Raw genomic sequence first — 5004 nt, 5'->3', positions numbered from 1 at the left:
GCAGAATATCAGGTAGAGAAATTAAGAGATAGACTGGTTGATAAAGTTGGTGGCAGATACACTCGATTAACTGATATGAAACAATCTGTACATGTATTCAGAAGCAATGATACTTGGGTTAAAGTTTCACTTAATGTAGAAAAAATAGCAACAGAGCAAGCACACGATATTCAAGATGAGATTTAAGAGACCGAATAACTAGTAGTTAATTAGCATCTGCACCAGACAAAGGTTGTCTTAGTAAACATGTTGTTAACTATTTTGTTTTGATGAGTAATACGTCTGAAGTCAGTGCCCAGATAACAGGGGAATGTGTCATTCTTGCTTTTGGATGCAGCAGTCTACATCAATTAGACTGAAGGCGTGATTTTACTTTTTTGGTTAGATTGGTTTTCTAACAAAACAATCCGCCTCATTTAAATCTGGAAATAATTTCCTAAATTTGTTCTCATATTCTTCAAAAGCGCTAATAAAGCATATCTGGGTGTAATCGTCTACAAGTCTGATCTTTTGATATAGTTCAAAGCCATTCATTTGGGCTATTTTCCAACAAGCCGCATCGGTCACCACATGAGTAGACGCGCTAGGTTACCTAGTCTACTGTCCCCGCTAGTGATCAAATCAGTTTCAAACTTCAAATAACATAAAAATCAGGTATATACGCTACATCAACTTAATTAGTAGTATCCCATATGCAGAACAAACTAGCACACACAGCTGAGCACGCATTCATAGGCTCACTTCAGAAGCTAATGGGTAAAACTCTTAATGTCAGGAAAGTTGAACATAGGGATCACGACAATTTAGTTATTATCACGACTAAAGATCTTGAAATGGATATTGTGATAAAAGCAGAAAAGGAAGTCAATTCACTAATCAGTCAAGGAAGAAGAGTTATTACCCACACTTTTGGATCTCTAGCCGAGGCAAAGAGAGAGCTACCTAACCTTCGATGAAAATCGAATTGGAAACGATAAACAAATTAGAGTTGTTGAGATCGAAGATCATGACTTGGCTGCCTGTGTTATGGATCATGCTGCCAATCTAAGAGAGTGTGGTTTCTTCCTAATTACACGGCTGAATAGAATAAGTTCAGATTATGAAATAAATCGGGGTGATTATCAATAGATACAAGGACAAATTAGAACGAGAAAATGGTCAAACAGAAGTCAAAGAGAAAGATGACATAAAATCGAAATCAAAAACCACCCAGGCTATCAAAATGTTCTCAGAAGGCCAAACGCCTACTCAAGTTGTTATTGAACTAGATCTTCCTCCTGAAGAAGTTAGAGACATGTACAGACAATATTTGGAGATGAGAAAAATGTATGACTTTCTACAGGTATATGATCAAATCAAATACTGGTAGATATTCCATTTCTTCATTTCTGAGATTACACAAAATAGTAAATGATCTAGGGATGGGAGAACAGCAAATAATTAATGTATTAAATCTTGCTAATCACAAGCAATTAGAAAAACTGCAATGGAAAGTTGAATACCTTGCCAACGAAGTAAATGCACTAGAAGAAGAAAAGGCTAACTGCAATAAGCATCTGACACTTTTGAATAAAAGACGAGATGAATGCATGCAATCTTTGTGGGCACTTGAGATGGCTTTGGTCCAAAAAAGAGAAGAATTGGCATATATGAATCAGCAGCCTAGATTGCCAGTAATAAATGAACCAATCTATACAAAAGATGATGACGTCTATCCACTATCCAAACGAATTGAGATGAGGAGAAGGCGTACATCTTTTTTGAGTGTAACTAGTTCAGATGATTATATCTACTAACTTGAGGATATCTTGTCGATATTTCGTATCTAAAAATTATTGCTATTGACATTTCAATACATTAATCTCAACAGGCTGCTGAAGTAGATGATACAAAAAAGACCGTCCCAATCATAACATAATAATATCGGTTTACAACAACGAACTTTAAAGTAAAGAGCAAAACAGAACAAGATTATATGAACAAATCTTCTAACGCATTAATTTGTATTTATACTAATAAAGATAAAAATGAATTTGCAATAGGTTTAAAGGAGGATGAGACTTTTAGGGCAGTAACTAACGTAGGAGACCACTATACAAAATTGTTGATGCATTTGAGAATACCCTAATAACGAATGCTGGAAATGATGTTGATTGGCAGAAAGAATTAAAGAAATGGATTGCCGCAGCAAAGAACAACGAATCCATATTTCTTGAGGTAGATCTTAAAGCTTGGAATGAAGTAGGTGAAAGAAAGTCCATTTGATGTTATCTCGGATGGATGCATCTATAGTTCTCATAATTATGGGTTGAATTGAGGGGAATATTAGAAAAAATCACTGGGACTTTTACATCAATACGCAATCATTGGTATCGAAAGTATAGCTAGTGTTATCAATTATTTCTATGATTATTTCATTACTGTTTTGATTATTTCATTACTGTTTATAGTCTTTCCACACAAGGCACATTTAATTAGATGCTTATTTTCTGTCGTCCTTATAAGGTCTATGTTTTATCCTTGTTCATCCTAATTTTTTATTGCTAGTTCTTTGCATCTTTACCTCTCTAATTACCTGTTCTAAATATTCCTTCATATCTACCTCTGTAAGTGAAGATTCAATTCCACTGTCTTCTGTCATTCTGTCTTGATTTCGTTTTGTGGCTGCAATCACTTTCTTCTCAATCTCTTGCCCCATTTGGGCTGTCCCTATACTATCCAGTAATCTTGATTCCTTCATTGCGAAAGTTCGAATTGTTTGACGTAAGCTGGAATCCACTGCTACAGATATCGCAGAAGAATAGATACCAATGAATATTAGGTAAGATGCCAACCCCAAGAATGAAACCGTAGCAAGCCCGAATGGTGGATAGGGGGCAAGAACCAAACCAGAAATCTGGTTGGAGGAGAAGAGTAACATCATACCGTAGGCAGAAATCATCATATATTGTTTGACTATATCACGGCCTAAATTCCGTGCTATACTCCAAAACGCGATACCAAATAGAATTCCACCAACAGATACGGTAGCGCTAAAGAACAACGTGTAAACTATACCAAAAAGAATGGGTTCAGATAGACGAAATGGTGTAAAAATATTAATAAATACTATTTGAAATTGACTCAAAAAATAAATCAAAGGAATACTGACAAGAATCCAATATTTGATTCTTCCAAGTTTTCTGGAGTAACTGTGTAACAGGAGAACAGTAGCAATCCAAGTTAAGACAAACGACATAATAGAAGTTATAAAATACCCAAAATTGAAAATGTCAAACACACTGCCAAAATTGGCTACAGGAGTAGACTCGGGTTGTATTATTGGTCCGCCCTGTGTCCCAGCCAATTGGTTAGTCACATAAACAAGCGCAAACGCTGCATTTGCAGCGATCATCATCATCGCTAGAGAGTAGGTTAATACAACCCGGTTATGGTTGGACCTAAACCATGAAAGGAATCGTAGTGATAGCAATCCTAGGAGAATGAAGACTAAGGAGTAGCTGATCCAAATGATGGCCTCTATGAAATAAACATTATAACTAGAAGTGAATAACATTTGTAAGATAAGCAACGCGAAAACTGCTATCAAGACGTACTGTATTACTAATATCAACCTACTTATTACAGTCAAACGTAATCTTTTAATTGCAATCTTTTTCCCATCGAGTTTTCTAACGAATCCCAAAATAAGATATTGTCCTACAGCGAAGATTATGCCCATAACAGTAAAGATTGTGATATTTGAATCTGTAGAATTTAATCCGCCTGTTATAGCAGAAACCTTGACAATTGATGTATCTACTATTATAGCAACTATTATTATAGAAATTAAAATAAAAATGCCCTTGGCCCCAATTTTGCTTTGGAATTTATTCAATAGTGTATGTCCCTGATTAGTACCCATCAACTACGATATATTCAACTATAAAATCCCAATGAATCTGTTTGGAAAAAGTCAGATTAGAAGGTTTGTGGATGGTCAAACTTTTTATAAGTACAGATCTGCCTATATATGAATTGAATGAGGGAAAGGAGGAATATTCAACTGTTCGGATATAGAAATGTATTGCTGTTATCAAGTATAATATTTACTCTCGCTTCAACTCCAGCCTCATCTACTAACATCGTAAAAGGTGATAGTCTTAACCCTTTACTGTATTCAACAAATTCCTCTCCATACGGTATCCCTTATCAACAATGGGCCGAGAAGTGGTGGCAGTGGAGCTTCAGTATACCGCAAGAAGATCATCCAAGGCAAAACAATACTGCATCAAATTGTGCAAGAGGACAAAGTGGTCCTGTTTGGTTCTTGGCAGATTCACTTAGTGGGACTGTTCAACGGACGTGCGTAATTCCTACTGGAAAATCTATTCTCGTCGGTTTGTTAACTGGCGAATGCGACCGTAGCGATCCAACTTTGCATAATGATCAGGATGTACGCCAGTGCGCTACAGAAGGTAATGACTATGGTGTAATTGGCGCCACCCTTGATGGAGTTCAACTCCAGAACTTAAATCAGTACAGAATAGATTCTGGGTTCTATAATTTGACAATACCACCTGATAACATTTACAAGGAAAAACCTGGCATGTACAGAGCGTTTACCAATGGATTCTTCGCATTCTTGCAACCTCTACACCCGGGTACACATGATCTACATCTTACAGTTAGTGTAGCAAACCCTGTCAAACCTCAGTACAACTATGCAGCAGATTGGACATATCACTTGATAGTGAAATGACTTATTATTATTACAATTAATGCCTGAGTACAGCTGTCTAATTGTGCCCTAGACATAATATAACTTTACCATCAATAAATTAACTCTACCGCTATCTCAGTTTGTCACATTAATCCAACTCTTTCATGATCCTGCCAACCAAATAATCAATTTCAATTCGCGAACTTTCTAATGAAACATCCCAAACTAATAGACGGATGAATTTCTCTCAAAGCATCACGATTTATTTCTCCTGAGGACATGAAACAGATTTTAACATTGAT

Annotated in this window: 7 protein-coding genes; 6 read left to right on the top strand and 1 reads right to left on the bottom strand. The window is 36.2% G+C overall.

The features are described from left to right. From DYY65_RS10835 to DYY65_RS10820, 5 genes are all read left to right on the top strand, one after another. On the top strand, positions 1-186 hold a 186-nt coding region (locus tag DYY65_RS10835; protein WP_162477976.1), incomplete at its 5' end, for a hypothetical protein. A 506-nt stretch (positions 187-692) separates the two neighbouring features. Continuing rightward, the gene (locus DYY65_RS10830; RefSeq protein WP_162477975.1) at positions 693-956 is read left to right on the top strand and encodes a hypothetical protein; all 264 of its coding nucleotides are present in this window, start codon (positions 693-695) and stop codon (positions 954-956) included. Between the two features lie 7 nt (positions 957-963). Continuing rightward, the gene (locus DYY65_RS13145) at positions 964-1128 is read left to right on the top strand and encodes a hypothetical protein (protein WP_441338330.1); all 165 of its coding nucleotides are present in this window, start codon (positions 964-966) and stop codon (positions 1126-1128) included. Next, positions 1115-1369: a hypothetical protein gene (locus DYY65_RS10825; protein ID WP_162477974.1), complete on the top strand. Its 255-nt coding sequence runs from the start codon at positions 1115-1117 to the stop codon at positions 1367-1369. The genes DYY65_RS13145 and DYY65_RS10825 overlap by 14 nt, the downstream gene beginning before the upstream one ends. After that, entirely contained in the window at positions 1347-1796 is a 450-nt protein-coding gene (locus DYY65_RS10820) for a hypothetical protein (RefSeq protein ID WP_162477973.1), read from the top strand. Before DYY65_RS10825 ends, DYY65_RS10820 begins: the two co-directional genes overlap by 23 nt. A gap of 728 nt (positions 1797-2524) precedes the next feature. On the opposite strand, the gene DYY65_RS10815 is transcribed toward DYY65_RS10820, so the two are convergent. Further along, entirely contained in the window at positions 2525-3877 is a 1353-nt protein-coding gene (locus DYY65_RS10815; RefSeq protein ID WP_162477972.1) for a hypothetical protein, read from the bottom strand. A gap of 144 nt (positions 3878-4021) precedes the next feature. On the opposite strand from DYY65_RS10815, the gene DYY65_RS10810 reads away from it, so the two are divergent. Further along, entirely contained in the window at positions 4022-4741 is a 720-nt protein-coding gene (locus DYY65_RS10810; protein ID WP_162477971.1) for a hypothetical protein, read from the top strand. The last annotated feature ends 263 nt before the right edge of the window (positions 4742-5004 follow it).

This window comes from Nitrososphaera sp. AFS (assembly GCF_009898475.1).
Lineage (GTDB): Archaea > Thermoproteota > Nitrososphaeria > Nitrososphaerales > Nitrososphaeraceae > Nitrosopolaris.
Note: the sequence above shows the minus strand (reverse complement) of the source record. Positions and strands in the feature narration are given on the sequence as shown.